Annotated in this window: 22 protein-coding genes and 2 pseudogenes; 5 read left to right on the forward strand and 19 right to left on the reverse strand. The window is 73.4% G+C overall.

The features are described 5' to 3' along the window. Nucleotides 1–134: 134 nt before the first annotated feature. Entirely contained in the window at nt 135–4,685 is a 4,551-nt protein-coding gene (locus IEY99_RS14510; RefSeq protein ID WP_189203316.1) for an ATP-dependent helicase, read from the forward strand. 62 nt (nt 4,686–4,747) lie between these two features. Here IEY99_RS14510 and IEY99_RS14515 read toward each other — a convergent pair whose 3' ends face one another. The 3 genes from IEY99_RS14515 to IEY99_RS14525 all read right to left on the reverse strand — a co-directional run bounded on the left by IEY99_RS14515 (nt 4,748) and on the right by IEY99_RS14525 (nt 6,843). Beyond that, complete coding sequence (locus tag IEY99_RS14515; protein WP_189203318.1) at nt 4,748–5,155, reverse strand: hypothetical protein; 408 nt, start codon at nt 5,153–5,155, stop codon at nt 4,748–4,750. Nucleotides 5,156–5,256: 101 nt separating this feature from the next. Then, nucleotides 5,257–5,820 carry a GNAT family N-acetyltransferase gene (locus tag IEY99_RS14520; protein WP_189203319.1) on the reverse strand — a complete coding sequence of 188 codons (564 nt, stop codon included), beginning with the start codon at nt 5,818–5,820 and terminating at the stop codon, nt 5,257–5,259. Nucleotides 5,821–5,913: 93 nt separating this feature from the next. Then, a complete protein-coding gene (locus IEY99_RS14525) occupies nt 5,914–6,843 on the reverse strand; it encodes an LLM class F420-dependent oxidoreductase (RefSeq protein ID WP_189203320.1) in 930 nt (309 codons plus the stop codon). An 81-nt stretch (nt 6,844–6,924) separates the two neighbouring features. Between IEY99_RS14525 and IEY99_RS14530 the strand changes: the two genes are divergently transcribed. Then, nucleotides 6,925–7,710, forward strand: coding sequence for an SAM hydrolase/SAM-dependent halogenase family protein (locus tag IEY99_RS14530; RefSeq protein ID WP_189203321.1), 786 nt, complete (start codon nt 6,925–6,927; stop codon nt 7,708–7,710). Between the two features lie 33 nt (nt 7,711–7,743). Further along, entirely contained in the window at nt 7,744–8,529 is a 786-nt protein-coding gene (locus tag IEY99_RS14535; protein ID WP_189203322.1) for a DNA-formamidopyrimidine glycosylase family protein, read from the forward strand. A gap of 16 nt (nt 8,530–8,545) precedes the next feature. Here IEY99_RS14535 and pspM read toward each other — a convergent pair whose 3' ends face one another. The 8 genes and pseudogenes from pspM to IEY99_RS14575 form a co-directional block, all read right to left on the reverse strand. Further along, nucleotides 8,546–9,307 carry a phage shock envelope stress response protein PspM gene (pspM, locus tag IEY99_RS14540; protein ID WP_189203323.1) on the reverse strand — a complete coding sequence of 254 codons (762 nt, stop codon included), beginning with the start codon at nt 9,305–9,307 and terminating at the stop codon, nt 8,546–8,548. 159 nt (nt 9,308–9,466) lie between these two features. Then, nucleotides 9,467–10,321, reverse strand: coding sequence for a PspA/IM30 family protein (locus tag IEY99_RS14545; protein WP_189203324.1), 855 nt, complete (start codon nt 10,319–10,321; stop codon nt 9,467–9,469). A 306-nt stretch (nt 10,322–10,627) separates the two neighbouring features. Continuing rightward, nucleotides 10,628–10,744 (reverse strand): annotated as a pseudogene (locus tag IEY99_RS14550) (helix-turn-helix domain-containing protein); the annotation flags it as partial. A gap of 180 nt (nt 10,745–10,924) precedes the next feature. Beyond that, nucleotides 10,925–11,380, reverse strand: a pseudogene (locus tag IEY99_RS14555) (helix-turn-helix domain-containing protein); the annotation flags it as partial. 168 nt (nt 11,381–11,548) lie between these two features. Continuing rightward, nucleotides 11,549–12,046, reverse strand: coding sequence for a CinA family protein (locus IEY99_RS14560; RefSeq protein ID WP_189203325.1), 498 nt, complete (start codon nt 12,044–12,046; stop codon nt 11,549–11,551). A 60-nt stretch (nt 12,047–12,106) separates the two neighbouring features. Then, on the reverse strand, nt 12,107–12,709 hold the full coding sequence (pgsA, locus tag IEY99_RS14565) for a CDP-diacylglycerol--glycerol-3-phosphate 3-phosphatidyltransferase (RefSeq protein WP_189203326.1): 603 nt from the start codon (nt 12,707–12,709) through the stop codon (nt 12,107–12,109). Beyond that, nucleotides 12,706–14,217, reverse strand: coding sequence for a 30S ribosomal protein S12 methylthiotransferase RimO (rimO, locus tag IEY99_RS14570; RefSeq protein WP_189203327.1), 1,512 nt, complete (start codon nt 14,215–14,217; stop codon nt 12,706–12,708). Before rimO ends, pgsA begins: the two co-directional genes overlap by 4 nt. A gap of 26 nt (nt 14,218–14,243) precedes the next feature. Then, on the reverse strand, nt 14,244–16,817 hold the full coding sequence (locus tag IEY99_RS14575; RefSeq protein WP_189203329.1) for an FtsK/SpoIIIE family DNA translocase: 2,574 nt from the start codon (nt 16,815–16,817) through the stop codon (nt 14,244–14,246). Between the two features lie 87 nt (nt 16,818–16,904). Here IEY99_RS14575 and IEY99_RS14580 point away from each other — a divergent pair, with 87 nt between their 5' ends. After that, entirely contained in the window at nt 16,905–17,321 is a 417-nt protein-coding gene (locus IEY99_RS14580; protein WP_189203331.1) for a type III secretion system chaperone family protein, read from the forward strand. On the opposite strand, the gene IEY99_RS14585 is transcribed toward IEY99_RS14580, so the two are convergent. From IEY99_RS14585 to IEY99_RS14610, 6 genes are all read right to left on the reverse strand, one after another. Further along, the gene (locus IEY99_RS14585) at nt 17,250–17,654 is read right to left on the reverse strand and encodes a DUF2784 domain-containing protein (RefSeq protein WP_189203332.1); all 405 of its coding nucleotides are present in this window, start codon (nt 17,652–17,654) and stop codon (nt 17,250–17,252) included. The two genes, IEY99_RS14580 and IEY99_RS14585, sit on opposite strands and share 72 nt — an antisense overlap. Before the next feature lie 79 nt (nt 17,655–17,733). After that, the gene (locus IEY99_RS14590) at nt 17,734–19,083 is read right to left on the reverse strand and encodes a S1 family peptidase (protein WP_189203334.1); all 1,350 of its coding nucleotides are present in this window, start codon (nt 19,081–19,083) and stop codon (nt 17,734–17,736) included. An 87-nt stretch (nt 19,084–19,170) separates the two neighbouring features. Then, nucleotides 19,171–20,859, reverse strand: a complete 1,689-nt coding sequence (locus IEY99_RS14595) for a ribonuclease J (RefSeq protein WP_189203336.1) — start codon at nt 20,857–20,859, stop codon at nt 19,171–19,173. A gap of 17 nt (nt 20,860–20,876) precedes the next feature. Next, a complete protein-coding gene (gene dapA / locus IEY99_RS14600; RefSeq protein ID WP_189203338.1) occupies nt 20,877–21,773 on the reverse strand; it encodes a 4-hydroxy-tetrahydrodipicolinate synthase in 897 nt (298 codons plus the stop codon). Nucleotides 21,774–21,920: 147 nt separating this feature from the next. Continuing rightward, nucleotides 21,921–22,502, reverse strand: a complete 582-nt coding sequence (locus tag IEY99_RS14605; RefSeq protein WP_189203340.1) for a DUF2752 domain-containing protein — start codon at nt 22,500–22,502, stop codon at nt 21,921–21,923. A gap of 58 nt (nt 22,503–22,560) precedes the next feature. Further along, nucleotides 22,561–23,796, reverse strand: coding sequence for a winged helix-turn-helix domain-containing protein (locus IEY99_RS14610; protein ID WP_189203342.1), 1,236 nt, complete (start codon nt 23,794–23,796; stop codon nt 22,561–22,563). Nucleotides 23,797–23,880: 84 nt separating this feature from the next. On the opposite strand from IEY99_RS14610, the gene IEY99_RS14615 reads away from it, so the two are divergent. Then, nucleotides 23,881–24,441 (forward strand): GNAT family N-acetyltransferase, encoded by a 561-nt coding sequence (locus tag IEY99_RS14615; RefSeq protein WP_189203344.1) that lies wholly within the window; start codon nt 23,881–23,883, stop codon nt 24,439–24,441. A gap of 25 nt (nt 24,442–24,466) precedes the next feature. Here IEY99_RS14615 and dapB read toward each other — a convergent pair whose 3' ends face one another. Next, on the reverse strand, nt 24,467–25,225 hold the full coding sequence (dapB, locus tag IEY99_RS14620; protein WP_189203346.1) for a 4-hydroxy-tetrahydrodipicolinate reductase: 759 nt from the start codon (nt 25,223–25,225) through the stop codon (nt 24,467–24,469). Between the two features lie 9 nt (nt 25,226–25,234). Further along, nucleotides 25,235–26,164: a phosphatase PAP2 family protein gene (locus IEY99_RS14625; RefSeq protein ID WP_229798701.1), complete on the reverse strand. Its 930-nt coding sequence runs from the start codon at nt 26,162–26,164 to the stop codon at nt 25,235–25,237. Between the last annotated feature and the right edge of the window lie 55 nt (nt 26,165–26,219).

The raw sequence follows: 26,219 nt of genomic DNA on the forward strand, positions 1-26,219 counted from the left end.
CCACCCGTCTCTTCCTACCAAGAGTAGTCGCGCCTGAGCCGAGCGCACATCGACGTCACCCGGCCACCGCGTAAACAACCGGGTTGTCCCGGGAAGCGGCAGGTCGCGGATTTCTGTCAGACCCCGGGGGCACCATGGTCACTGTGCCTGACGTCCTGGAGCAGTTCGGCCTCGCCACCCGTGAGTGGTTCAAGGCGGCCTTCGCCGCGCCCACGGCCGCCCAGGCCGGCGCCTGGCGCGCCATCGGCGCCGGGCGGCACGCGCTCGTGGTGGCGCCCACCGGTTCCGGCAAGACCCTGGCGGCGTTCCTGTGGTCGCTCGACCGGCTCGCGCACGAGCCCGCCCCCGAGGACCCCAAGCATCGCTGCCGGGTCCTCTACGTCAGCCCGCTGAAGGCGCTGGCGGTCGACGTCGAGCGCAACCTGCGCGCCCCGCTGACCGGCATCCGCCAGGCCTCGGGCCGCCTGGGCGTCCCTCCGCCGGACATCACGGTCGGCATGCGCACCGGCGACACCCCCGCCGACGAGCGCCGCGCCTTCGCCCGTACCCCGCCCGACATCCTGATCACCACGCCCGAGTCCCTCTTCCTCCTGCTGACCTCCGCCGCGCGCGAGTCCCTGCGCGGCGTGGAGACGGTCATCGTCGACGAGGTGCACGCCGTGGCGGCCACCAAGCGCGGCGCCCACCTGGCCCTGTCGCTGGAGCGCCTCGACGCGCTGCTCGGCCGCCCGGCCCAGCGCGTCGGCCTCTCCGCGACCGTCCGGCCGATCGAGGACACCGCCCGCTTCCTCGGCGGCGCGCAGGACGTGGAGGTCGTCCAGCCGCGCAGCGCGAAGACCATCGAGGTCGCCGTCCAGGTGCCGGTCGAGGACATGACCCGCCTCGACGAGGTGCCGGACACCGATGCGGACGACCCGGGCGCGGGCCGCCACTCCCCCTCCATCTGGCCCGCGGTCGAGGAGCGCGTCCTCGACCTCATCCAGGCGCACCGCTCCACGATCGTCTTCACCAACTCGCGGCGCGGGGCCGAGCGGCTCTGTGCGCGCATCAACGAGCTGGCCCTGGAGCGCACCGGCGGCGAGCTCACCCCGGCGCCGCGGCCACCGGCGCAGGTCATGGCGCAGTCCGGCGAGGCGGGCGGGGCGCCGCCGGTGGTCGCCCGGGCTCACCACGGCAGCGTGTCGCGGGAGGAGCGCAAGCAGATCGAGGAGGCGCTGAAGTCCGGGCAGTTGCCCGCCGTGGTCGCCACCTCCAGCCTCGAGCTCGGCATCGACATGGGCGCCGTCGACCTGGTCGTGCAGATCGAGGCGCCGCCGTCGGTCTCGGCCGGCCTGCAGCGCATCGGCCGCGCCGGTCACCAGGTCGGCGCGGTCTCCCGCGGCGTGGTCTTCCCGAAGCATCGCGGCGACCTCGTCTCCTGCGCCGTCGTCGCCGAGCGCATGGCCGAGGGCGCCATCGAGGAGCTGCGCTATCCCCGCAACCCGCTCGACGTCCTGGCCCAGCAGATCGTGGCCATGGTCTCCCTCGACCAGTGGCACGCCGACGAGCTCGCCGCGCTCGTGCGCCGGGCCGCGCCCTACGCGGAGCTGCCCGACTCGGCCCTGCACGCGGTGCTCGACATGCTCTCCGGCCGCTATCCCTCCACCGCGTTCGCCGAGCTGCGCCCGCGGCTGGTCTGGGACCGGACCACCGACCAGCTCACCGGCCGGCCCGGCGCCCAGCGGCTCGCCGTCACCAGCGGCGGCACCATTCCCGACCGGGGGATGTTCGGCGTCTTCCTGGCCGGGTCGGAGCGCGCCTCCCGGGTCGGCGAGCTCGACGAGGAGATGGTCTACGAGTCGCGGGTCGGCGACGTCTTCCTCCTCGGTTCCACCTCGTGGCGCATCGAGGACATCACGCCCGACCGCGTCCTCGTCTCGCCCGCGCCGGGCGCGCCCGCGCGCATGCCGTTCTGGAAGGGTGACACGCTGGGCCGGCCGGTCGAGCTGGGCCGGGCGATCGGCGCCCGGCTGCGCGGCCTCACCCGGGCGGACGACGAGACCGCCACCGCGTCGCTGCGCGACTCCGGACTGGACGAGTGGGCCGCCGACAACCTCGTCGCCTACCTGCGGGAGCAACGGGAGTCCACCCGCAACCTGCCCGACGACCGGACGGTGGTGGTCGAGCGGTTCCGCGACGAGCTCGGCGACTGGCGGATGACCGTCCATTGCGTCCTCGGCGCCCGGGTCAACGCGCCCTGGGCCCTGGCCATCGCCCGCCGGCTCACCGAGCGCTACGGCGTCGACGGCCAGGTCATGCCCTCCGACGACGGCATCGTGGTGCGCCTGCCGGACACCGCGGAGGAGCCGCCCGGCGCCGACCTCGTCGCGTTCGACCCCGAGGAGATCGCGCAGATCGTCGAGGAGTCGGTCGGCACGTCCGCGCTGTTCGCCGCCCGTTTCCGCGAGTGCGCCGCCCGGTCGCTGCTGCTGCCGCGCCGCGACCCGCGGCGGCGGCAGCCGCTGTGGCAGCAGCGGCAGCGCTCCGCCCAGCTCCTGGACGTGGCGCGCGAGTTCGCCGACTTCCCGGTCACGCTGGAGGCGGCCCGCGAGTGCCTGCAGGACGTGTTCGACGTGCCCGGTCTGGTCGGCCTGATGCGCGAGATCGCCGGGCGCAAGGTGCGCCTCGTCGAGGCGGAGACGCCGCGTCCCTCGCCGTTCGCCCGTTCGCTGCTCTTCGGATACGTGGGCGCGTTCCTCTACGAGGGCGACGCGCCCCTGGCCGAGCGACGCGCCGCCGCCCTGGCGCTCGATTCCACCCTCCTCGGCGAGTTGCTCGGCCGGGTCGACCTGCGCGAGCTGCTCGACCCGGCGGTCGTGGCCGAGAGCGAGAGCCAGTTGCAGTGGCTGACCGCCCAGCGCTCCCCGCGCGACGCCGAGGACGCCGCGGAGCTGCTGCGCCTGCTGGGCGACCTGTCTTCGGAGGAGCTCGCCGCACGCTCGGTCGACCCGGCGTGGGCGGAGCAGCTCGCGGCGTCCCGCCGGGCCATCCGGGTGCGCATCGCCGGCGAGGAACGCTGGATCGGCGTCGAGGACGCCGGCCGCTACCGCGACGCGCTCGGCGTCGCCCTGCCGGTCGGCGTGGCCGAGGCCTATCTGGAGCCGGTCGCCGACCCGCTCGGTGACCTCGTCGCGCGGTATGCCCGCACCCACGGCCCGTTCGCGGCCGCCACCTGCGCCGCCCGCTTCGGCCTCGGCGTCTTCGTGGTGGAGCAGGCCCTCAAGCGGCTCAGCGCGACCGGCCGGGTGGTCTCGGGCGAGTTCTCCCCCGGCGGCGCCGGCAGCGAGTGGTGCGACGCCGAGGTGCTGCGGTTGCTGCGCCGCCGGTCATTGGCCGCCCTGCGCCGCGAGATCGAGCCGGTGCCGCCCCGGGTGCTGGCCGCCTTCCTGCCCCGCTGGCACCAGATCGGCGGCAACGCCCGCGGCGTCGACGCGCTCGCCGCCGCCATCGAGCAGCTCCAGGGCGTGGCGGCTCCGGCCTCGGCGTGGGAACGTCTGATCCTGCCGGCCCGGGTCGCCGACTACGCGCCGCCGCAGCTCGACGAGCTGTGCGCCGGCGGCGAGGTGCTCTGGGCCGGCTCGGGCAGCATCGCCGGTGGCGACGGCTGGGTCACCCTCGCCTACGCCGACAGCGCCCCGCTGCTGTTGCCGCCGCCGGACGACGAGCCGGCCGCGACTCCGTTGCACCAGTCGATCCTCGACGCCCTCGCGGACGGGCAGGCGCTGTTCTTCCGCATGCTCTCCGACCGGGTGGGCGCCACCGACGACACGGCCCTGGCCGCCGCCGTCTGGGATCTCGTCTGGGCGGGTCACCTGACCAACGACACCCTGGCGCCGCTGCGGGCCCTGCTCGGGGGCAGCGGCGCCCACCGCGCCAAGGCGGCACCGGCCCGCACCCGCTACCGGCGCCCGGGACGACCGGTCATGCCCGCGCGCGGCGGCCCGCCGTCGATGGCCGGCCGCTGGTCCCGCCTGCCCGGCCGTGACCTCGACCCGACCCGCCGCGCCGCGGCCCTGGCCGACCTCCTGCTCGAACGCCACGGCGTCGTCACCCGCGGCGCGGTGATGGCCGAGGGCGTCACCGGCGGCTTCGCGGCGGTCTACCCGGTCCTCGGCGCTCTGGAGGAACGCGGGGCGGCCCGCCGCGGCTACTTCGTCGAGGGCCTCGGCGCGGCCCAGTTCGCGGTGCCGGGCGCGGTCGACCGCCTCCGCGCCCTCGCCGAACCGGCCGAGCTCACCCGGCGCGCCGGTGCCGCGGCCGTCGTCCTCGCCGCCACCGACCCGGCCAATCCGTACGGCGCGGCGCTGCCCTGGCCGGAACGGGTGGTCGACAGCGGCAACGGCGACCCGGCCCCGGCCACCGGCCACCGCGCCGGCCGCAAGGCGGGCGCCCTGGTCGTCCTCGTCGGCGGCGACCTCATCCTCTACGTCGAACGAGGCGGCCGCACCCTGCTGTCCTTCGTGGACGATCCCGAGGCGCTGCTGGCGGCCGGCCAGGCCCTGGCGGGGGCGGTGCGCTCCGGAGCCCTGGGAGCCATGTCGGTCGAACGCGCGGACGGCGAGTCGGTGCACTCCTCCCCGCTGCGAGACGCCCTGACGGCCGCGGGTTTCCGAGCCACACCGCGAGGACTCCGCCTCCGCGGCTGACTCCCGACCCGGCCTACGCCGCAGAGCCCGGACTCCTCCGGTCCGGAGACACGGTTACCGCCTCAGGGGTGGGGCTGGACGCCGGGCTCACGCCCGTCGGCGCGAGACCACGTGCCTACGTACGCGAGGTTCCGCAGGTATCGGGCCTGCGGGATCTCGTCGTCGCGGGGCGGCCAGTCGCGGTGCGGCAGATAGGCCAGGCGCCACGCGATGGTGAGGAACAGCCAGCCGCCGCCGACGCCGGTGAGCCACCAGAGCGCGTCGCGGCGGCGGTAGGACACCTTGGGCGCCAGCCATGCGGTCACGCCCATCGCCGCCGCCGTGGAGACCAGGTAGGCCAGCAGGCCGTTGCCGGTGGCGCCGTCGACGGCGACCCGGAGAGCGACGTGACCACCGATGACCGCGACGTCGAGGAGCGCGGCCAGCGAGACACGCGCCGGATGACTCCGGGGCACCGCTTCGTAAGGCACCTGAGCAGCGTAAAGACGGCGCGTGGAGCAAGCAGTCGGCCTGGCATGCGGGAGCCGCCGGCGATCGCCGGCGTGCGGTGCCGGATTACCGGACCGCCGCGTCATCCGGTTGCCCGCTGCCCGCCGATCGGATGATCGGTTCCCGGTTCGAGGGCCGGCCAGCGGATGGCGTACATCCAGTCGGGGCCGTCCTCGCCCGGCTCGTCGAGCGCGGGCGAGCGGATCAGGCCCGCCCGCTGCGCGACGCTCTGGGAGGCGACGTTGCCGGGGCGTACGCGGGCGAGGATCGGCCAGTCCGGCAGGTGCTCGCCCGCCCACCGCACGACCCCGGTCGCGGCCTCGGTGCCCATGCCGCTGCCCCAGGCCGCCGGGGCGAGGCGGTAGAAGAGGTTGAGCACCTCACGGTCGCGGAACCGTACGAACTTCAGGCCGCAGAAGCCCAGCGTCGTGCCGTCCGCGCGGGCGGTCACCACCCAGTAGCCGAAGCCGTGCCGGCGCCAGTGCTCGTCCCAGCGGGCGAACACGTCCTCGGCGCCCGTACGGGTGGCGAGCAGGTCCGACGGATTGTGGTGACACGCCTCGGGATCGCGGTGGACCTCGTAGATCGCGTCGACGTCGGCGGCGACCGGCCGGCGCAAAGCCAGCCGTGCGGTGACAATCTCCACGGTTGGCGACTTTACGATCTAGCGTCGTATCCCCGCCAACCCGACACATACCGGCCCGCGCCTCCCGTGAGAGCTCTCACTCGCGAGAGCGCGTCAGGACAGCTGCGGCGCGACCGCCGTCGCCACCAGTTCGAGGTGGTGCAGGTCGCTGAGATCCAGCATCTGCAGGTAGAGGCGCGAGGCGCCGGCCTGCGCGTACCGGCCCAGGATGTCCACCGCTTGGTCGGGCGTGCCGACGATGCCGCCGTTGCCGCGCATCTCCTCGACCTCGCGGCCGATCGCCGCCGCCCGGCGGGCCACCTCCGCGTCGTCGCGGCCGACGCAGAGCACCGCGGCCGAGGAGAACGCCGGCGGGGTGGCCCGGCCGATCTCCGCCGAGGCGGCCCGGACCCGGTCGAACATGGCGGGCAGGTCCTCGATCTTGGCGAACGGGGTGTTGAACTCGTCGGCGTACCGGGCCGCGAGCGCCGGGGTGCGCTTCTTGCCGGCGCCGCCCACGATGACCGGCGGGCGCGGGGACTGGACCGGCTTCGGCAGCGCCGGCGAGTCCAGGACCTGGTAGTGCTTGCCGTCGAAGCTGTAGCGCTGTCCCTCCGGCGTGGTCCACAGGCCGGTCACGATCTCGAGCTGCTCCTCGAGGCGGTCGAAGCGCTGGCCGAGCGGCGGGAACGGGATTCCGTACCCGGTGTGTTCGGCCTCGAACCAGCCGCCGCCGAGCCCGAGCTCGACCCGCCCGCCGCTCATCGCGTCGACCTGGGCGACGCTGATGGCCAGCGGCCCGGGCAGCCGGAACGTGGCCGAGGTGACCAGCGTGCCCAGCCGGATCCGGGAGGTCTGCACGGCGAGCCCGGCCAGCGTCACCCACGCATCGGTCGGGCCGGGCAGCCCGTCGCCGCCCATCGCGAGGTAGTGGTCGGAGCGGAAGAAGCCGTCGTATCCGGCTTCCTCGGCGAACTGGGCCACCCGGCGCAGGTCGTCGTAGGACGCGCCCTGCTGGGGCTCGGTGAAGATGACGAGACGCATGGTCCCACCCTGCCACGCGGAGCGACGCGCCCGCGGGACCTGTCGCACACAGAGCGTGCCGGGGCAGTAACGTAACTGCCCATGGGCACCTATGGATGGATCAGCCTCACCACCGACTACGGCACCTTCGACGGTTTCGCCGCCGCCTGCCACGGGGTGATCGCGCGTCTCGCTCCCGCCGTACGTGTCATCGACGTCACCCATCACGTGCCGCCGGCCGACGTGGCCCGCGGCGCCGCGGTCCTGGCGCAGACGGCGCCGCACCTGCCGCCGTCGGTCCATGTCGCCGTGGTCGACCCGGGGGTCGGCACCGAGCGGCGCGGCATCGCGGTCGGCACCCCGAACGGTCTGCTCGTCGGTCCGGACAACGGCCTGCTGGTCTGGGCCGCCGAGGCCCTGGGCGGGCTGGACACCGTGGTGGAACTGACCAATCCGGACTGGTTTCTCGGCGACGTCTCGCGCACCTTCCACGGGCGCGACATCTTCTCCCCGGTGGCCGCGCGTCTCGCCCTCGGCGCGCCGCTCACCGACGCCGGATCGCAGGTCGATCCGAAGTCGGTGGTGCGCCTGCCCGACCCCATCGTCGCCCTCGGCGACGGCTGGATCGAGGCCGAGGTCGTCACGGTCGACCGCTTCGGCAACGTGCAGCTCGCCGCCGGCGGCTCGATGCTCACCGGCCTCGGCCCCGACCTGGTCGTCTGCGGGGTCAAGGCCCGCCGGGCCCAGACCTTCGGCGACGCCGGGAAGGGCGAGCTCATCGTGTACGAGGACTCCGCCGGCCGGGTCGCGATCGCGGTCAACGGCGGACGCGCGGTCGTGGTGCTGTCGGTCCGCCCCGGCGACGTGGTCCGGATAGCGGAACGCTGATTGCCTGGCCCGCCTCGGGGCAGGATGGAGAGCATGCCCGAGGGTGACACCGTCTGGAACACCGCCCGCGTCCTGGAACGCGCGCTGACCGGCGACGTCCTGACCGGATCGGACTTCCGGGTGCCCCGGCTGGCGGCTACCGACCTGACCGGCTGGACCGTCGCGGAGTCGGCCAGTCGCGGCAAGCATCTGCTGCTGCGGCTCACCCGCGACGACCGCGCCATGACGCTGCACTCGCACCTGCGCATGGACGGCGCGTGGCGGGCGTACGCCCCGGGCGAACGCTGGACCGGCCGGCCCGCCCACCTGATCCGCGTGGTGTTGCGGACGAAGCGTTCCGTGGCGGTCGGCTACCACCTCCACGAGGTCACGCTCGTCCCGACGGCGCAGGAGGACACCCTCGTCGGTCACCTCGGCCCGGACCTGCTGGGCGCGGACTGGGACCCGGCGGAGGCGGTGCGCCGCATCGCCGAGAAGCCGCAGGCCAGCATCGCGGAGGCGCTCCTCGACCAGCGCAACCTCGCCGGGGTGGGCAACCTCTACAAGGCGGAGACGCTGTTCCTGCGCGGCCTCTGGCCGTGGACCCCGGTGGCCGACGTCCCGGACCTGACCGCGACGGTCACCCTCGCCCAGAAGCTCGTGGCGTCCAACCGCGGCCGCTGGACGCAGACGACGACGGGCTCACTGCACAAAGGCCAGACGAGCTACGTGTACGGCCGCAGAGCGCAACCCTGCCGCCGCTGCGGCACGGCGATCCGGAAGGCGGAACAGGACGACCGGGTGACCTACTGGTGCCCCCGCTGCCAGCCGGAGCCCTGACCGCGCGGCCCCGGGCTCAGACGGCGGGCGTGGAGGGACGTTTGAGCTCCGACAGGCCCTCGGCGAGTCCGCGCAGCCGGTCGGCGGCGTCGATCAGACCGGTCAGGGCCGGGTGCTGCCCGGTGACCGGGTGGCCGTCCTCGGCGACGTAGCTCGCCGCCGCCGCGACCAGCCGTTCGTAGGCGGTCACGCCCTCCGTGAACTGGTCTGCCAGGCCCTCGTGGGACCGTTCCAGGGCCGTGCGCCCGTCGGCCGAGGTCAGCGGGAAGGCTCGCTCGACGCTGGCCACGCGCTGCCCGAGGTCACGCAGCCACTGCTCGGCCACGGCCGCCTCGAGCGCCGCTTGCTCGCCCGGACCGGTCAGGCGGCCGGTCAGCCCGGCGAGCGTGGTGGACGCGCGATCCAGGCGGTCCCAGGCCTGCGCCACCGCGGAGCCGCGGACGGCGTACCGGTTGCGCTGGCGGCGTACCTGCTCGATCACCTGGCGGCCCGCCGGGAAGCGTTCCACCGCGGCGACCAGACGCTGGCCCGGCACGACCGGCGGAGGGGCGGGCGGAGCCGGGGTCGCCGCGAGCTGCCGGTGGTCACTCCACCGCCACCAGGCCAGGGCCACCGACGCCCCCGCGGATGCGGCCCAGGCCGCGTCCGCGATCCCGATTCCCGCGTACGGGGTGAGCACGGCGGTGGCGGCGCTCAGACCACCGCCGATGACGCTCCACCGCCGCGCCGCGCCGCGCAGGCGCCTGAGCCGCCGGAAGTATCTGGCCCTCTCGTCCACCGTGCGCTCCCTCTCTCGCTCCACCGGGCGGCCGCGCCGCCCGGCCCGACCGGGGCTCCACCGAGCGGCCGCGCCGCCCGGCCCGGTTAAGGCTCGGCGCCCGGGCCCGTGCCGACCGGGGACGGGCGGTGGTGCCCGGCGGCTCGGCCGGCGCTGCGGTCAGCCCGCGGCCGTCGTGTCTCCGCGCTTGTTCATGCTGGCCCGGATCTCGTCCAGGCGGGCGACGCCGGCCGGGTCCGCCGTCGGGGCGGCCGGTTCGACCGCCGGCTGGGCCGGGGTGCCGCCGAGCTTCTCGCCCGCCATGCTGGCCCGGATCTGCTCGAGACGCGAGGAGCCGGCCAGGTCGAGGCTCGACTTCTGCACCTCCAGCATGCGTCCCTCGACCGAGTTGGAGGCGAGCTCGGCGCGGCCCATGGCGTTGGCGTAGCGCTGCTCGATCTTGTCGCGGACCTCGTCCAGGGACGGGGTGTTGCCCGGCGCGGCCAGCGAGGACATCGACTCGAGCGACTTGGCGACGGTTTCCTGCATCTTGGCCTGCTCGAGCTGGCTGAGCAGGCGGGAACGCTCGGCGATGCGCTGCTGGAGCACCATCGCGTTGTTCTCGACCGCCTTGCGGGCCTGCCCGGCCGCGGCGAGCGCCTGGTCGTGCAGGGTCTTCAGGTCCTCCATCGACTGCTCGCCGGAGACGAGCTGCGTGGCCAGCGTCTGCGCCGTCGCCTCGTACTTCTGGGCCTCGGCCTCGTCGCCGCCGGCGCGGGCCCGGTCGGCCAGGACCAGCGCCTGGCGGGCCATGCCCTGCAGCTTCTCGACCTCGGACATCTGCCGCGACAGCTTCATCTCGAGCTGACGCTGGTTGCCGATCACGGCCGCGGCCTGCTGCACGAGCGCCTGGTGCTGCCGCTGGGCCTCTTCGATGGCCTGCTGGATCTGCACCTTGGGATCGGCGTACTCGTCGATCTTCGCGCCGAAGAGCGCCATCACGTAACGCCAGCCCTTGACGAACGGGTTCGCCATATCCGCGGTATCCCCTCAATGTCGCTGCATCGGACGCGCCACCGACGCAAGCCCGAGGGGTCTTCACGATGGCGCGGGATCCATCGTGTCAGCTCCTCGCCACCGGCGTCACGTGACCTCGGGGGGATCTCAGGGTGTTCCAGGGGGATCCCCCACGTCCGAGGCTACGCGCCCACGAGCGTTCCGGCGACGCCGTGGCACTCCTCGATGATCACCGTCCGGGGCAGCGCCTGATGCCCGGGAAGCCCCTGGTCACGCCGGACGATCGGCGCGAGCGGGGGCCCGGGAAGCGGGGAGGGAACGCGGTCAGGCCGCGCAGACCACGTCGCGCTCGCGCTTGCGTCGGGTGCGGAGCGTGGCCTTGAGCGGGGTGTCCTGGCGGACGGAGACCGAGACGCCGCCGTCGGTCGTCACCTGACGCACCGGCGCCGCCTCCTTGGCCTGCTGCTTGACCCTGGCACCGGCGGCGACGGCCTGCGCACCGGCGGCGGCTGCCTTGGCTGCGGCGGCGGCCTGCGCTCCCGCGGCCGCGCGCGCGGAGGAGGTGGCCCGCGCGGAAGAAGCGGCCCCCGCGGAGGAGGTGGCCCGCGCGGAAGAAGCGGCCCCCGCGGAGGAGGTGGCCCGCGCGGAAGAAGCGGCCCCCGCGGAGGAGGTGGCCCGCGCGGAAGAAGCGGCTCCCGCTGCGGAGGCGGCCTGCCCCTCGGAGGCGCCCTGAGCCGCGCCCGCGGCCCGGGCTCCGGAGGCGGCCTGGGTGTCCGCCGCGGAGGTGGAGCCGGTGGACTGGGCCGGTGTGTGCTCCACCGGCACGAACACTCCCGTCATGCCCTCCGCGAGCGCCAGCGTGCCGCTCACCTCGCCGAGCACCTCGGAGAGACGGGCGCCGAGCGCCTCACAGATGGCCGCCAGCAGCTCGCTGGAAGCTTCCTTCTGGCCGCGTTCGATCTCGGAGAGATATCCGAGGCTCACGTTGGCGGCGGTCGACACCTCACGCAGCGTGCGGTGCTGTCCCTGCCTGCGCGCCCGAAGTGCGTCACCGATTACCCGGCGTAGCAGGACCATGGCACCTCCTCCTGCGGCGGGGCCGCCGGCAGCCGCCGGAGGCTTCCCGCAACCGTACCCGGTGCGGGCGACGCCGACATCCCGCCCCGCCGAATTCCGGGACGGGCGGGACTCCCGGGACGCCCGCGGGACTCTCGATACGATCATGACGAATGCGGGACGGCACGGTCAGTCCGGGGTCGACGCCCGCGGATCCCGGAGCTCCTCGACGAGCAGCGCGAGGACGGAAGTCATCGTCTCGTGCCGGATGTCGTCCCTCGAGCCGTCGAGCTCGAGCTCCTGGACCTGCGTCCGGGTGGGCCCCGCCACCGCCACGTAGACCAGGCCCACGGGCTTGCCGTCCTGCGGCTCGGGCCCCGCCACGCCGGTCGTGGCCAGACCCCAGTCGGCGCCGCAGCGGCCGCGGACCCCCTCGGCCATGGCCCGCGCCACGTCCGGGTCCACCGGGCCGCGGTCGGCGAGCAGGTCCTCCGGTACGCCCGCCAGCGCGTGCTTGAGATCTGTCGCATACACGACCAAGCCGCCGCGGAAAACGGCGCTGACCCCGGGGATCTCGACGATCGTGGCGGCCAGCAGCCCCCCGGTCAGCGACTCCGCCACCGCCAGCGTCTGACGGCGGTCCACGAGAGCGTGTACGGCTGCCGCCGCGGCCACTCCGGTGTTCATGTCCCCCTCTAACTCGACGGGTCTGCGCCGAGATCTCGCCTATTCCCCGCCAGGCCCCGGTTAGTCCGCCGCGCGGGATACCGCTTCCCGGCGGATGCGCAGCGCCTGCAGGACGTAGTCGGCGCCGGTGACCATGGTGATCAGCAGTGCCGCCACCATCAGCCACGTGCCCACCGCGTCGAACGGCGCCGGCACGGGCCACAGCAGCCAGGCGATGGCCAGGGTCTGCAGGGCCGTCTTGAGCTTCCCGCCACGGCTGGCCGGGATGATGCCGTAGCGGATCACCCAGAACCGCAGCGCCGTGACGCCCCACTCGCGGAGCAGGATCAGCCCGGTCACCCACCAGGACAGCCGGTCGTACGCCGACAGCAGGATCAGCGCGCTGCCGGTGAGCGCCTTGTCGGCGATCGGGTCCGCCACCTTGCCGAAGGAGGTGACCAGCTGGTAACGGCGGGCGATCCAGCCGTCCGCGAAGTCCGTGGCCGACGCCACGCAGAAGGTCAGGCAGGCGGTGATGCGCCAGCCGGTGCCGGCCGTCTCGGAGATCACGGTGAAGACCACGAAGACCGGCACGAGCACGATCCGGACGGCGGTGAGCATGTTCGCCGGATTGTGGAGCGGAACACGCCTGGGAGCGGCCACCGGCACCGGCTCGTCGGTCATGGCGCGGTCGCCACCGTCGGCGACGGGGAAGCCGACCGGGATGCGGAAGCGGCCGAGGCCGGCCGCGCCGCGGAGATCATCTCGAGCGGGACGGCGATCAGGTCGACGCCCTCGGTGGCCGTGACCCGGGCGCGGACGAAGTCGCCCGGGCGCAGCGCCGCCAGGTCGACCCCGGCGTCGCCGGCGACCAGCGTGGTCGAGCCGTCCACCTCCGGGGCCTGGTGCTCGGCACGGCCCTCGATCTCGCCCGCCTCCACGGTGTCGACCATCACCTCGACGATCGAGCCGAGACGGTCCTCCGCGCGCTGGGCGCACAGCTCGTCGGCGAGGTCGCTGATCCGGGCGTACCGGCGCTTGATGGTGTCCTCGCGCACCTTGCCCGGCAGGCCCACGGCCTCCGTGCCGTCCTCGTCGCTGTAGTCGAAGACGCCGATGGCGTCGAGGCGCGCCTCGGTGAGGAAGCGGACCAGCTCGTCGACGTCCTGCCTGGTCTCGCCCGGGAAACCGACGATGAAGTTGCTGCGGGCACCGGCCTCGGGGGCCAGGGCCCGCGCGGAGGCGAGCAGGTCGAGGAAGCGCTCGGTGGACCCGAAGCGTCGCATCCGGCGCAGCACCGGCTCGCTGGAGTGCTGGAACGACAGGTCGTAGTAGGCGGCGACGCCCGGCGTGGTGGCGATGACCTCGACCAGCCCCGGCCGGGTCTCCGCGGGCTGCAGGTAGCTCGCGCGCACCCGCACGATGCCGTCGACGGCCGCGAGCTGCGGGAGCAGCTTCTCCAGGGCCCTCGGGTCGCCGAGGTCCTTGCCGTACGAGGTGCTGTTCTCGCTCACCAGCACCAGCTCGCGCACGCCCGTGCGGGCCAGCCACTCGGCCTCGGCGAGCAGCTCCTGCGGGTCGCGGGAGACGAACGCGCCCCGGAACGCCGGGATCGCGCAGAACGAGCACCGGCGGTCGCATCCGCTGGCGAGCTTCAGGCTGGCGACCGGCCCGGTGTCCAGCCGGCGGCGCAGCACCGTGCGCAGGTGCGCGGGGGTGTGCTCGTCGACGGTGGCGTGGCCGGGGACGACCACCTTCGCGGCCTGCCGGTGCACCGGGGTCAGGGGCAGCAGCTCACGCCGGTCGCGGGGGGTGTGCGCCTCGAACTTCTCCCCCGCCAGCACGCCGTCGAGCCGGGCCGCGATGTCGGTGTAGTCGTCGAAGCCCAGCACCGCCTGCGCCTCGGGCAGACTGTCGGCCAGCTCCCGGCCGTACCGTTCGGCCATGCAGCCGGCGGCGACGACCTTGGCGCCGGTGTCCGCGGCCGCGAGCAGCGTCTCGATCGAGTCCTGCTTGGCCTTCTCGACGAACCCGCAGGTGTTGACGACCACCACGTCGGCGCCCTCGGCGTCCGTGCTGACCTGCCAGCCTCCGGCGTCGAGGCGCGCGGCGAGCTCCTCGGAGTCGACTTCGTTGCGGGCGCAGCCGAGGGTGAGCAGAGCGACGCGGCGGGGCGGAGGAGTCACGGACACCCGCCAAGGTTACCGGCTGTCCCGGCTCAGTCGTCCAGGCGGAGGGTGGCGAGAGTTGCTTCCAGTTCGTCCGGTTTGACCAGCACCTCGCGCGCCTTGGAACCCTCCGAGGGACCGACGATGCCGCGGGTCTCCATCAGGTCCATCAGGCGGCCCGCCTTGGCGAAGCCGACGCGCAGCTTGCGCTGCAGCATCGAGGTCGAGCCGAACTGCGAGGTGACGACGAGCTCGATCGCCTGGAGCAGGACCTCGAGGTCCTCGCCGATCTCCTCGTCGATCTCCTTCTTCTTGTTGGCGACCGGCGCGGTGACGTCCTCGCGGAACTCCGGCTCGCGCTGGTCCTTGCAGAACTTGACGACCTGGGCGATCTCCTTCTCGTCCACCCAGGCGCCCTGGATGCGGATCGGCTTGGAAGCGCCCATCGGCAGGAAGAGGCCGTCGCCGCGGCCCAGGAGCTTCTCCGCGCCCGGCTGGTCGAGGATGACCCGGGAGTCGGCCAGCGAGCTGGTGGCGAACGCCAGCCGGGACGGGACGTTGGCCTTGATCAGGCCGGTCACCACGTCGACCGAGGGCCGCTGGGTGGCCAGGACCAGGTGGATGCCGGCGGCGCGGGCGAGCTGGGTGATGCGGACGACCGAGTCCTCCACGTCGCGCGGCGCGACCATCATCAGGTCGGCCAGCTCGTCGACGATCACCAGCAGGTACGGGTACGGCTTCATCACCCGCTCGCTGCCCGGCGGCGCGGTGATCTCGCCGTTGCGGACCTTGCGGTTGAAGTCGTCGATGTGGCGTACCCCGTTGGCGGCGAGGTCGTCGTAGCGCATGTCCATCTCGCGGACGACCCACTCGAGGGCGTCGGCCGCCTTCTTCGGGTTGGTGACGATCGGCGTGACGAGGTGCGGAATGCCCTCGTACGCGGTCATCTCCACCCGCTTCGGGTCGACCAGCAGCAGCCGCACCTCGTCCGGGGTGGCCCGGGTCAGCAGCGACACCAGCAGCGAGTTCAGGCAGGACGACTTGCCGGCGCCGGTGGCGCCCGCGATGAGGATGTGCGGCATCTTCGCCAGGTTGGCGACGACGAACCCGCCCTCGATGTCCTTGCCGAGGGCGACCAGCATCGGGTGGTGGTCGGCCGTCGCGGCGCGCGACCGCAGGACGTCGCCGAGGGCGACGTTCTCCGGGTCGGTGTTGGGGATCTCGACGCCGACCGCGCTCTTGCCCGGGATCGGCGACAGAATGCGCACGTCGGGCGACTTCACCGCGTACGCGATGTTGCGCGAGAGCTGGGTGATCCGCTCGACCTTCACCCCCGAGCCGACCTCGACCTCGTAGCGGGTGACCGTCGGGCCCCGGGTGAAGCCGGTGACCTGGGCGTCGACGTTGAACTGCTCGAAGACGCCGGTGAGCGCCGCCATGATCTCGTCGTTGGCGCGGCTGCGCGTCTTCGGGGCGGTCCCCTTGCCGAGCAGGTTCGGCGGCGGCAGGCGGTAGTCCCCCGGCACCGACGCGATCTCCAGCTGCTCGGCACGGGTGGGCAGCGGCGAGTGCTCCGGCGGCTCGGGGGCGCGGCTCGCCGGAAGCTTGGCGCCGCGCGGCAGGGCGACCGTGTCGTGCAGGATCTCGTCGCCGGCGCCGTCCTCGTCCTCCGCCGGGCCCAGGCCGATGTCGGCGAGCGAGCCCTGGCGGCGGCGCGCGGGACGGCGGGGCTTGGGTTCCTCCGCCGGTTCCTCCGGCGCGGGCTCGTCGCCGAGGTCCGGCAGCGCCGGGTCGCTCAGCGGCGCCCGGGCGGCCGACCGGCCCAACAGCACGTCGGTGAGCAGCAGCAACCGCTCGGGGATCCGGTTGATCGGCGTCGCGGTGATGACCAGCAGGCCGAAGACGAACAGCAGGATCAGCAGCGGTACGCCGACCCAGGCGGTCACCGCGCGTTCGAGCAGTGCGCCCACCCCGTACCCGAGCAGGCCTCCGGAGCTGGTGAGCTCGACGTCGTCGGCGGGGTGCCGGGCGATGTGCAGCAGGCTCGCCGACGCGATCAGCAGGGCGCTCCAGCCGACCACGGTCCGGCCCCGGTGCTCGGGGTCGGCGGGCTTGCGCATGAAGCGGACGGCGCCGTACAGCAGCAGAAGCGGGAGGAAGACGCCCAGCCCGCCGAGGAACAGCCGTACCGCGTCGGCGAGCCAGGTGCCGACCGGCCCGGCCGCGTCGGCCCAGACCGCGACCCCGACCAGGATGGCCAGGCCCAGCATGAGCAGGCCGGCGCCGTCGCGGCGGTGCTCCGGATCGATCTCCCTGGCGGTGGCCGCCTGCCGGCCGACGCCGCGGGCGACCCAGCCCACGCTGTGCGCCAGGCCCATCCAGAGGGTGCCGACGCCGCGGCCGATGCCGCCGGCGACGGCCGCGCCGACGCTGGGACGCGCCCGGGTGGCGCTGCGGGCCCGGCTGCGTGCCGAGGTCGTCTTGCGCGTGGGCGTGGACTTGCGGGCCGGGGCGGCGGCGGCCTTGCGGACGGGCTGACGCACCGGCTGACGGGCGCGCGCCGACGCGGCGCCGCCCTTGGACGCGGCACGGCCCCGGCTCGCCGGAGGAGTACGGCCCGCCATGTCCCTTACCGTAACCGCGCCGCGCCGGGAAGCCCGCGCGCCGCACCGTGACCAGATTTCGCTTTTTCCGCGGATTAAGATCAGGACATGCCCGCGCCCCTGCAGCCGTTGAGCAATGAGCTGATCATCTCGGCGTTGAACGCCCGCGAGTTCGCCCACTTCGTCGACGAGGACGGCGACGTCGGCGGCAACTGGCAGGGCTGCCTCATCTACTTCTTCCGGCTCGGCAAGAACCACGAGATCTTCCAGGTCAGGTCCATGACCCAGGTCGCGTTCAGCACCGACGACGTGCCTCAGCTGTACGCGTTCTGCAACGCCTGGAACCACGACCGGCTCTGGCCGAAGGCGTACGTGCACACCGGCGACGACGGCGTGGTGCGGGTGGTGGGCGAGGTCGGCGCCGACTTCGAGCACGGCGTGACGCCCGCGCAGCTAGACCAGGTGATGATCTGCGGCATCGCCACGGGCATCGAGCTGGCGGAGGCGGTTGCGGCGCTGAAGTAGCGCGAAACCGGCCCACGAGGTGAGCACCAGCACGGCCACCACGATCTGGGCGACCCGCTCGTAGCCGGACGGATAGAAGATCCCGGCGACGTGGTTGTCGAGGAAGCCGCCCTCGAGCGGCGGCTCGCCGAGGCGTTCCCGGGCCCGGTCCTCGACCCAGGTGAGCGGGCAGTACAGGTTCGTCAGGACGATGACGAACAGCCAGATCGCGTCGGCGGCCTGCCACCAGATCAGCCGGGGCCAGCGCCAGGCGAGGAAGCCGCCGAAGACGCCGAACGCCAGGAACGCGTAGTGCGCGCTCACGGCGGCCACGATCAGCAGGGAATATCCCACTCCTGCACGCTATAAGAACAGTGCTGCCCGCGTAGGACGGAGGATGGCCTACGCGGGCAGCACGTCTATCGGAACTGGCTCAGCCGTGCAGGCCCCCCAGCAGGCCACGGCCGCGGTTCTGCCCGTTGCCGTTGCCCCTGCCGTTGCCGTTGCCCGGCTGGTCGTCCGCCTGCTCGTCGTCACCCTGCTCGTCGTCACCCTGCTGGCCGCCGCCCTGCTGACCGCCGCCCTGCTGACCGCCACCCTGCTGGTCACCGCCGCCGGCGCCGCCGCCGGTGGTGAGCAGCGTCAGGTTGTTGCGCTCCAGGATCTCGTTCACCGGCTGGAAGAACGTCTCGCCGCCGACCGTGCAGTCGCCCGAACCGCCCGAGGTGACACCCTGCGCCTGGTCGCCCGAGAGCCACGGGCCGCCGGAGTCGCCGCCCTCGGCGCAGACGTCCGTACGGGTGAGGCCGGTGACCGCGCCCTCCGGGTAGTTGACCGTCTGGTTCTTCGCCAGGATCGTCCCGCAGAAGGTGCCGGTGGTGGAGCCGGAGCGGCAGACGGCCGCGCCGACGGGTGCCTCGGCGGAGCCGCCGACCGGCAGCGCGTTGCCGTTGAAGTCGTCCACGAACGGCTGCAGCTGCACGTCGGCGTTGGTCTGCACGAAGCCGAGGTCGGAGTTGCCCGGGAAGACCGAGTCGGCGACCTCGCCCTGCGGCTGGCCCTCGAGGTCGGTGGTCGCCGTGCCCTCGGCGCCGCAGTGCCCGGCGGTCACGAAGCCGCCCTGGACCGCGAAGCCGATCGAGCAGCGCGCCTGGCCGATGAAGTACGCCTGCGCGCCGATCACGTCGGCCAGCGGCTTCGGCGCCGACTTCACCGTGGTGACCCGCACCGCGGAGGCCGGGATGCCCGCCTCTTCGGCGAGCGCCCAGGCGCGGTCTCCGTCGCCGCGCAGCGCCTGCAGCACGACCTGGTTGGACGCCACGTCCACGTACCAGCCGGGCAGGGCGCGGTCGGACTTCGTCGCGGCCTGGTCCAGCGCCCGCTTGGCGGCGTCGAGCTGCGCCACGCTGCGCTTCACCAGCTTGGGCTGGGCGCCGGCGGCACGGACGTCGTCGGCCAGGGCCGGGTCGGTGATCGCGATGTTCAGCGTGGTGCCGTCCTTGGCCAGCCAGGCCCCGCCGTACGAGTCACCGGAGGCGCCGCGCAGCTGCGCGCTCACGCCGCTGGCCCACTTCGCCCGCTGCACCCGGGCGGTGGCCTCGTCGGCGCTGAGGCCGAGGTCGCGCTTCATCGCGGCGAGCAGTTGGGGCGCCACCTTGTCCGCGGACTGCGCGGTGGCGCGCCGCGTCGGTTCGGTACCGGCCATCGACGGCAGGGTGAACGCCACCGCCGCTCCCGCCGCCGTCACCGTCGCCGCGATTGCCACGACCGTTCTGCGCTGCATTCGGTACTCCCCTCGCATCGCGGTGCCGTGGGGGCGGCACCGTGCCCATCGATACGAAGGAGAGCCGGAAAGGGTTCAAAAAAGGTTTCAGACCTCCACGACCATGGGGACGATCATCGGCCGGCGGCGGTACGCGTCGTTGACCCAGCGGCCGACCGTCCGGCGCACGACCTGCTGCAGCTGGTGGATGTCGGTGATTCCCTCCTCCGCCGAGCGGTCCAGCGCGGCGGTGAGCAGCGGCAGCACCGGGCTGAACGCCTCCGGGTCCTCGGAGAAGCCCTTCGCCATGACGCTGGGCTCGCCGACCACCTTGCCGGTGACCGAGTCGATCACCACGGTGGCGGAGATGAAGCCGCCGTCGCCGAGGATGCGGCGCTCGGTCAGCAGGGACTCGCTCACGTCGCCCACGGCCAGGCCGTCCACGTACACGTAGCGGCTCTTGACCCGGCCGACGTGCCGGGCGTGCCCCTCGACCAGGTCGACGACGTCACCGTCCTCGCAGAGCACCACCCGGTCGGGAGCCACTCCGGACTCGATGCCGAGCTGCGCGTGGGCGCGCAGGTGCCGCCACTCGCCGTGCACCGGCATCAGGTTGCTCGGGCGTACGACGTTGAGCAGGTAGAGCAGCTCCCCCGCCGGGGCGTGGCCGGAGACGTGCACCTTGGCGGTGTCCTTGTGCACCACGGTGGCGCCGGCCCGGGCGAGCTGGTTGATGACCCGGTAGACGGAGGTCTCGTTCCCCGGGACCAGCGAGCTGGCCAGCACCACGGTGTCGCCGGGTGCGATGGTGATGTGCCGGTGGTCGCCGGTCGACATGCGGCCCAGCGCGCTCATCGGCTCGCCCTGCGAACCCGTCGACATGAACACGATCTCGTCCGGCGGCAGGTTGGTCGCCTCGTCCAGGCCGACGAGCAGGCCCTCGGGGATCCGCAGCAGGCCGAGGTCGCGCGCGATGCCCATGTTGCGGACCATCGAGCGGCCGATCAGGGCCACCTTGCGCTCGTACTCGTAGGCGGCGTCCATGACCTGCTGCACGCGGTGCACGTGCGACGCGAAGCTCGCCACGATGATCCGCCCGCGGGCCTTGCCGAAGATCGAGTTGAGCACCGGGCCGATGTCGCGCTCCGGCGTGACGAAGCCGGGGATCTCGGCGTTGGTGGAGTCGGACAGCAGCAGGTCGACCCCCTCGGCGCCGAGCCGCGCGAACCCGGCCAGGTCGGTGATCCGGCCGTCCAGCGGCACCTGGTCCATCTTGAAGTCGCCGGTGTGCAGGATCAGGCCGGCCGGCGTGCGCACGGCCACGGCCAGCGCGTCCGGGATGGAGTGGTTGACCGCGAAGAACTCGCACTCGAACGGTCCGAGCCGCTCCTTGCCACCCTCGCGGACGGTCAGCGTGTACGGGTCCAGCCGGCGCTCGGCCAGCTTCGCCTCGACGAGCGCGAGCGTGAACTCGGAGCCGACCAGCGGGATGTCCGGCTTGTGCGCCAGCAGGTACGGCACCGCGCCGATGTGGTCCTCGTGCCCGTGGGTGAGCACGATGGCCTGCACGTCCTCGAGCCGGTCCAGGATCGGCGCGAAGTCGGGCAGGATCAGGTCGACACCCGGCTGCTCCACGTCGGGGAACAGCACGCCGCAGTCGATGATCAGCAGCTTGCCGTCGTACTCGAAGACCGTCATGTTGCGGCCGATGGCGCCGAGACCGCCGAGCGGTATGACGCGCAGGGCGCCCTCCGGAAGCGGCGGCGGCGGATCCAGCTCAGCGTGCGCTTGGCTCATGGGTGTCTTTCCGGTTGTCAGAGGTCCACGCCGGCCGCCGTGGCGTCCTGGCGCAGCTGGTTCAGTTCCGCGTCGGTGGCCTCGACCAGCGGCGGTCGCACCGGGCCGGCGGGACGGCCCTGGGCCCGCAGGCCGGCCTTCACCAGGATGGTGCCCTGGGTGCGGAAGATCCCGGTGAGCATCGGCAGCAGCTGCCGGTGCAGGGCGAGGGCACCGGCGTGGTCGCCGCGCTCGAACGCCTCGATCATGTCCTTGCACCGCGCCCCGGTGAAGTGCGTGGAGGTGCCGACGACCCCGACCGCCCCGATCGCGAGCCACGGCAGCAGGCCCGCATCCTCGCCGCAGTAGTACGCGAGGTCGGTCCGGCGCAGCACGTCGGAGGTGGCGGCGACGTCGCCCTTGGCGTCCTTCACGGCGACGATGCGGGGATGCTCGGCGAGCCGGACCATCGTCTCGGTCGCGATCGGGACCCCGGTGCGGTGCGGGACATCGTAGGCCATCACGGGCAGCCCGGTGGCGTCGGCCGCGCAGAGGAAGTGCTTCAGCAGCCCGGCCTGCGGCGGCTTGTTGTAATACGGCGCCACGACCAGCAGGCCGTGCGCACCGGCCTTCTCGGCGGTGCGGGCCAGCTCGACCGTGTGGGCGGTGTTGTTGGTGCCGACGCCCGCGATGATCCGCGCCCGGTCGCCGACCGCCTCGGCGACGGCCCGGATGAGCGTCTCCTTCTCGGCGTCGGTGGTCGTGGGCGACTCGCCGGTGGTGCCGCTGAGGATGAGGGAGTCGTGACGCTGCTCGTCGACCAGGTAGGTGGCGAGAGCGGCGGCCCCTTCCGCGTCGAGCGAGCCGTCGGCGGAGAAGGGGGTCACCATGGCCGTGATCAACCGGCCGAAAGGCCGCGCGGGGTCAGGCGTCATACCGAACAACTTATCGGACGGCGCTACGCGGCGCCGTCGGGCTTCGGTTCGACGTCGCGGCCGGTGACCGGCTCCCGGTGCCCGTCACCGGCGCCGGCCCGTCGGGCTCGGCGGCGCCGGCCGGTCACCCTCGGGAGCGCCGGCCGGTCAGACGTAGAAGGCGGTGAACGGTGCCCAGGGCAGGTTGCGGGCCAGGCTCCAGACTCCCCACACCGCGATGAAGGCGCCGATGACGCCCGGCGACAGGGTGAGCTGCGGGAGCCGCCAGCCGAAGAGGCGCTTGCCGGCCCAGGCGACGTACATGTACAGCAGGAAGGGGACGACGAAGACGAAGAGCGCGTGGTGACGGGCCGCCGCCGGCAGGTCGCCGTGCATCAGGAACCAGGCCGCGCGGGTGCCGCCGCAGCCGGGGCAGATGAACCCGGTCGCGTATTTCAGCAGGCAGCTCGGCGCCGCGCCGGCGCTCGCCTCGGTGGGATGCGTGGCAAAGGTGTAGCCGACCGCGCCCGCCATGCAGACCAGCATGGCGGTGGGGGCGACCCACAGCGGCGACGTGTGCCATTTGCGCTGGATGAAGCGGGTGAGGCGATCCTGCTGCGGCTCCTGGTATGCCGGATGACCCGCCCACGGGTGCGGCCCCTCGGCCGGGGCGGGGTGCGGGCCCTGCCCGGGAACAGCGTGCGACGCGTCCGGCTGCCAGGGAGCCACCGGCTCGGTCGCGCTGCTCATGGCCGCCACGGTACACCGGCGGGGACGCCCGCCGCCGCCCCGGCGACGGCCGCCGGTCTCACCGGCCCTCCGCCTTCAGGGCCGTGGTCAGCGGCCCCGCGAAATCACCCCGCTCCGGCGCCGCGACCGCGCCCAGCCCGAGCCAGGCCGCCAGCCGGCGCAGCTCCGCCGCCAACGCCTCCGCCGTCTCGTCCGGGCCGGTGGACGGGTCGTCGGACGGCTCCAGCCAGGCCGCCGGCACCCGCAGGACCCCCGCCTTGCGGTCGGCCTTCAGGTCGACCCGGGCCGCGAACCTGTCCCCGAGCAGGAACGGCAGCACGTAGTACCCGTAGAGCCGCTGCGCCGCGGGCACGTAGATCTCGATGCGGTAGTTCATCGCGAACAGCCGCTCGGTGCGCCCGCGCTCCCAGATCAGCGGGTCGAAGGGGCTCACCAGCGTCGCCGCCCGCACGCGGCGGGGCAGCCTGGCCTCGTGGTGCAGGTAGGCCGGCTGCCGCCAGCCCTGGACCGCCACCGGTAGCAGCACCTTGTCCTCCACCAGCTCGGCGAGCGCCTGCTTGAAGCCCGCGACCGGCAGCCGGAAGTAGTCGCGCAGCTCCGGCTCGGCGGCCACGCCGAGCGACCGCGCCGACAGCTGCACGAGGGCGCGGAAGGCGTCCTGCGGCGCCGGCGTGGGGGTGTCGAGGACCTGTCGGGGCAGCACCCGCTCGGTGAGGTCGTAGCGGCGGGCGAACGAGGTCGTACGCTCCGCGGCGGTCACCTGGCCGGTGTAGAAGAGCCACTCGAGGGCCTGCTTGACCGCCGACCAGTTCCACCCCCAGTGCTCCTTGCTGCGGGGCACGTCGTGCTCGATCTGCGCGGCGGTGACCGGGCCGCGGTCGCGGACCTCGCGCAGGATCCGGTCGACGAGCTCCGGCTGCTGCCTGGCGACGCGGACCATGCCGCCCCAGGCATACTCCTCCGCCCGCTCCATGCGCCACCGGAACAGCGGCTGGAGATCGACTCTGATCAGCGACGCCTCGTGCCCCCAGAACTCGAAGAGCTCCCGCGGGTTGCGGTAGGCGGCCCGCTCCAGCAGCCCCGGATCGTACGGCCCCAGCCGGCTGTAGAGCGGCATGAAGTGCGCCCGCTGCAGCACGTTGACCGAATCCATCTGGATCAGGTGCAGCCGGCGCAGCACCCGCCGCAGGTGGCGCAGGTCGGCGCTGCCGCCGGGTGCGGGATCGGTGAAGCCCTGCGCGGCCAGCGTGATGCGCCGGGCCTGCGCGGCGGAAAGACTCTCGGGAATCGCCATCGACCGGGACGCTAGCCGAGGGGTACGACAGAAACGGCCCGCGACGCGACGGCCGCCGGTTCACCCCTCTGTAGGCTGCCGGGCATGGCACTCGGCTTCGTCCGCCCGGCCCGTCCCTCCGACGCCGGCGAGATCGCCCGCATCCAGCTCTCCACCTGGCGCACGGCGTACCGGAGGATGTTTCCGGCGCACGTGCTGGCGAACCTCGACGAGGGCTATCTCGCGCGCGGCTGGGCCGAGGCGGTCGAGGCGGCGCCGTCGCCGCGGCACCGGGTGCTGATCGCCGTGGAGCAGAGCGAGGCGGCGCAGACCGTGGTCGGCTTCGCGGCCGCCGGACCGGCCGACGAGCAGGCGCTGGCACCCGACGAGCCGCCGCTGTCGAGCGACGTCGCGGCGGTCACCGACCTGCTCGTCGAGCCGCGCTGGGGCCGGCGCGGGCACGGCAGCCGCCTGCTGGCGGCCACCGTCGACCTGTGGCGCGAGGACGGCTTCGCATCGGCGGTCGCCTGGGCCTACGACGCCGACGCGGCGATGCAGAAGTTCCTGACCTCGACCGGCTGGGAGCCCGACGGCGCGACCCGTGCCCTGGACGTCGACGACATGCTCGTCAACCAGCTTCGCCTGCACGTCTCGCTGCGGTCCTGAGCCACGCGGCCCGGCGCCGCGGCGCTCAGTCCAGGAGCGCGTCGAGGCCCAGCGTCAGACCGGGGCGGCTCTGGATGCTGCGCACGGCGAGCAGCACGCCGGGCATGAAGGAGGCGCGGTCCACGCTGTCGTGGCGGATGGTGAGCGTCTCACCCTTCGCACCGAAGAGCACTTCCTGGTGGGCGACCAGACCCGCCGCCCGGACCGAGTGGATGCGCACCCCGTCGATCTCCGTGCCGCGCGCGCCGGACATCTCCTCCTTGGTCGCGTCGGGCATCGGCGCGAGACCCGCCTCGGCGCGGGCCGCGCCGACCAGCCTGGCGGTGTGCACGGCCGTGCCGCTCGGGGCGTCCAGCTTGCGCGGGTGGTGCTGCTCGATGATCTCCACCGACTCGAAGTAGCGGGCCGCCCGCGCCGCGAACTGCATCATCAGCACCGCACCCAGGCCGAAGTTGGGGGCGATCAGCACGCCGACGCCGGGCTTGTGCGACAGCCAGGAGCGGATCCGGTCCAGCCGCTGGTTGGTGAAGCCGCTGGTACCGACGACCACGCTGATGCCCTGGTCGACGGCCCAGTGCAGGTTGTCCATCACCACGTCGGGGGTGGTGAAGTCGACGAGCACCTGGGCTCCGGCGTCGGAGGCGTTGAACAGCCAGTCGCCCTGGTCGACCATCGCCACGAGTTCGAGGTCGTCGGCGGCGTCGACCGCCTTGCAGACCTCGAGGCCCATGCGGCCACGGGCACCGAGGACGCCGACCCGGATCGGTTCACGCTCGTCAGTCACGCGGACAATTTATCCCACGTCCCGCCGCGTCCCGACGGAAGCACTCTCCCCGGCCGTGACCTTCCCGCGCCGCTGCCGCCACCATCGCTCGCCCGCGCCGACCACCAGGAACACCCCGCCGACGTACGCCCAGCCGACCAGCACGTCGATGATGTAGTGCTCGCCGGAGTAGACCAGGGTGAACGTCATCGCCAGGGGGTAGGCGAGCAGCAGCGGCCACCACCGCTTCGCCACCATCGGCAGGAAGAAGACGACGGCCATCAGCGCGTACGCGGTGTGCAGCGACGGCATGGCCGCGACCGGGTTGGACGCCTCGACCTGCAGGGCGTTGAGGGAGTTGCCCGCGCTGTGCAGTCCGATCGCGTTCCACCCGTTCGTGGAGATCCGCGCGACGTGCTCGTCGAGCTGGCCGTGCACCGACGCCCACCACGGCGGCGCGGCCGGGTAGAGGAAGTAGGTGATCAGACCGGCGATGCTGAGCGTGAACCAGCGGCGCATGAAGCGCCCCCACTGCTCCCGCCACCGCAGCCAGAGGATCACGCCGATGGTCGGTACGGCGAGGAAGTGCGAGACGTACACCAGGGAGACCGCGACCTCCCACCACTGCACCGCGCCGGGCTGGTAGAGCTGCTGCTGGAGCCAGACGGTGGGCACCTGGCCGCCGGTGGCCCAGCCGAACATCGCCTCGTCGGCGCGGATCAGCTCCGTGACGTGGGTGTCGAGCAGCCCGTCGGCGTACCCCCGGGAGATGTTGTAGATGAACAGCAGCAGGACGATCGGCAGCCAGTCGCGCAGGAACAGCAGGTGTTGCCGCCAGGGCAGGTCGCTGCGCCAGGCGATGGTCGCCAACCAGAGCCAGCCGAACGCGATCAGCGGATCGCTGGTCGGCACGCCGATGAAGTACGTGCCGACCGCGAACAGCGCGGCCCAGACGAGCATGCCGATGGTGCGGCGCTTGCGGCGGTCGGCGGGGACCGGCTCGGCGACGGGGGGC

Source organism: Couchioplanes azureus (genome assembly GCF_014648355.1).
Lineage (GTDB): Bacteria > Actinomycetota > Actinomycetes > Mycobacteriales > Micromonosporaceae > Actinoplanes > Actinoplanes azureus.